The sequence below is a fragment of the Enterobacter cloacae complex sp. 394I7 genome, assembly GCF_057320345.1.
In genome coordinates, this window is the sequence record NZ_JBXWCR010000022.1 from 1 (window position 1) to 2,607 (window position 2,607).

The following is a 2,607-nucleotide window of genomic DNA, read 5'->3' on the forward strand; positions in this document are numbered from 1 at the left end:
CACAGATAAGCGCCACATCAGCATGGGCCACTGGCGATGACGTTATTCGTCGTGGCGAGAGTTTTTTAAAGTCCGGATGACGGTATTGATACCCACTTTCAGCGTCCGGGCGGTATCGCGAACTCCGGCACCGTTGAAGGTAAGCGTCCAGAGAGAGCCGTCTGGCCATAATCGGATGTATTCGACAAAGTGGTGTACACCAAATAATGGTGGGAACCAAAGGGTCAGATATGCAGAAAAATGTGACTTCCGGCAGGCGTAAAGGCTGCCCTAATTATTCTCCTGAGTTTAAGCAGCAGCTCGTTGCGGCCTCGTGCGAACCCGGTATATCCATCTCAAAACTGGCGCTTGAAAACGGCATCAACGCCAATCTGTTGTTTAAATGGCGCCAGCAGTGGCGCGAGGGAAAGCTGCTATTACCTTCTTCAGAAAGTCCTCAGCTACTTCCTGTGACTCTCGATGCCACCGCCGTACAACCAGAACCGCTCGCAGAGAACCCTGAGGCTCTTAGTATCAGTTGTGAGGTAACGTTCCGGCACGGAACGCTCCGCCTGAATGGCACAGTCAGTGAAAGTCTTCTGACTCTGCTGATACAGGAACTGAAGCGATGATCCCGTTACCAACAGGCGCCAAAATATGGCTGGTTGCCTGCATCATCGATATGCGCAACGGCTTCAATGGCCTGGCCGCAAAGGTGCAGATGGCGCTGAAAGATGACCCGATGTCCGGCCACGTCTTCATCTTCCGGGGCCGCAGCGGTAGTCAGGTCAAACTCTTGTGGTCTACCGGCGACGGGCTGTGCCTGCTGACCAAGCGGCTGGAACGCGGCCGCTTCGTCTGGCCCTCGGCCCGCGATGGCAAAGTGTTCCTGACACCGGCGCAGCTGGCAATGCTGCTGGAAGGCATCGACTGGCGACAGCCGAAGCGGTTTCTGACCTCCCTGACCATGCTGTAGGCCTCTTTATCCTATAAGCCTAGTAAAATGTTGGCTTATGAACAACACCTCTTCTGACGATATCCTTCAGCTGAAACAGCGCCTTGCCGAACAGGAAGCACTGAACCGCGCCCTGCTGGAAAAGCTTGCCGACCGGGAGCGCGAAATAGACCATCTGCAGGCGCAGCTTGATAAGCTTCGCCGGATGAACTTCGGCGGCCGTTCCTAAAAGATATCCCTTCGTATCGCACAGATGGAAGCCGACCTGAACCGGCTGCAGAAAGAAAGCGATACCCTTACCGGTCGGGTTGATGACCCGGCCGTGCAACGCCCGTTGCGTCAGACCCTTACCCGCAAACCGTTCCCTGAATCACTTCCCCGTGACGAAAAGCGGCTGCTGCCGACAGAGCCGTGCTGTCCGGAGTGTGGTGGTGCGCTAAGCTACCTGGGTGAAGATACCGCCGAACAGCTGGAACTGATGCGCAGCGCCTTCCGGGTTATCCGGACTGTGCGGGAAAAACACGCCTGCACAAAATGCGATGCTATCGTGCAGGCCCCCGCACCTTCACGCCCCATCGAGCGGGGTATCGCCTGACCGGGGCTGCTGGCCCGCGTGCTTGGCTCAAAGTATGCAGAGCATACCCCACTGTACCGTCAGTCAGAAATATACAGCCGCCAGGGTGTGGAACTGAGCCGTTCATTGTTGTCGGGCTGGGTGGATGCATGCTGCCGGCTGCTGTCCCCGCTGGAGGAAGCGCTTCAGGACTATGTCCTGACCGACGGCAAACTCCATGCCGATGATACCCCAGTACAAGTGCTGCTGCCGGGCAATAAGAAGACAAAGACCGGGCGGTTGTGGACGTATGTTCTTGATGACCGCAACGCTGGATCAGCAGTCGCGCCGGCGGTGTGGTTCGCTTACAGCCCGGACAGAAAAGGCATCCATCCGCAGACCCATCTTGCAGGGTTCAGTGGTGTGCTGCAGGCGGATGCGTACGCCGGGTTCAACGAGCTGTACCGCGATGGCCGGATAACGGAAGCCGCCTGCTGGGCTCACGCCCGCCGTAAAATCTACGATGTGCACGCCCGCACACCGTCGGCGCTGACAGATGAAGCCCTGAAGCGTATCGGCGAGCTGTATGCCGTTGAGGCGGAAATAAGGGGAATGCCGGCGGAGCAACGCCTTGCTGAACGTCAGCAAAAAGCTAAACCACAGTTGTAAGCCCTGGAAAACTGGCTGTATGAAAAGATGAAAACGCTGTCGCGACACTCTGAGCTGGCGAAGGCGTTCACGTACGCCCTGAACCAGTGGCCGGCACTGACGTACTATGCGGAAGACGGCAGGGCCGAAGTCGATAACAACATCGCTGAAAATACGCTGCGGATGGTCAGTCTGGGTCGTAAAAACTGGTTGTTCTTCGGCTCGGACCACGGTGGTGAGCGTGGAGCGTTGCTATACAGTCTGATCGGTACATGCAAACTGAATGGAGTTGATCCAGAAAACTACCTCCGTCATGTGCTTGATGTCATAGCTGGCTGGCCGAACAATCGGGTCAGCGAACTGCTACCCTGGTAGACTGGCCTGATGTAGCCCCCTGAAACACCAGACAGTAGCTGTATCTCCAGATAAGAGATAGGCTTGAATATATGTCTAACACTAACGCCAATTTTGA

General features: G+C 56.2%; 2 protein-coding genes and 2 pseudogenes. 3 read left to right on the forward strand and 1 reads right to left on the reverse strand.

The features are described 5' to 3' along the window. A pseudogene (locus AC2FAP_RS24335) lies at nucleotides 1-144 on the reverse strand (IS1-like element transposase); the annotation flags it as partial. A gap of 86 nt (nucleotides 145-230) precedes the next feature. Here AC2FAP_RS24335 and tnpA point away from each other — a divergent pair. From tnpA to tnpC, 3 genes and pseudogenes are all read left to right on the forward strand, one after another. Beyond that, the gene (tnpA, locus tag AC2FAP_RS24340) at nucleotides 231-611 is read left to right on the forward strand and encodes an IS66-like element accessory protein TnpA (RefSeq protein ID WP_172686949.1); all 381 of its coding nucleotides are present in this window, start codon (nucleotides 231-233) and stop codon (nucleotides 609-611) included. Continuing rightward, nucleotides 608-955 carry an IS66 family insertion sequence element accessory protein TnpB gene (gene tnpB / locus AC2FAP_RS24345; RefSeq protein ID WP_172686950.1) on the forward strand — a complete coding sequence of 116 codons (348 nt, stop codon included), beginning with the start codon at nucleotides 608-610 and terminating at the stop codon, nucleotides 953-955. Before tnpA ends, tnpB begins: the two co-directional genes overlap by 4 nt. Before the next feature lie 37 nt (nucleotides 956-992). After that, nucleotides 993-2,510, forward strand: a pseudogene (gene tnpC / locus AC2FAP_RS24350) (IS66 family transposase). Nucleotides 2,511-2,607 lie beyond the last annotated feature (97 nt).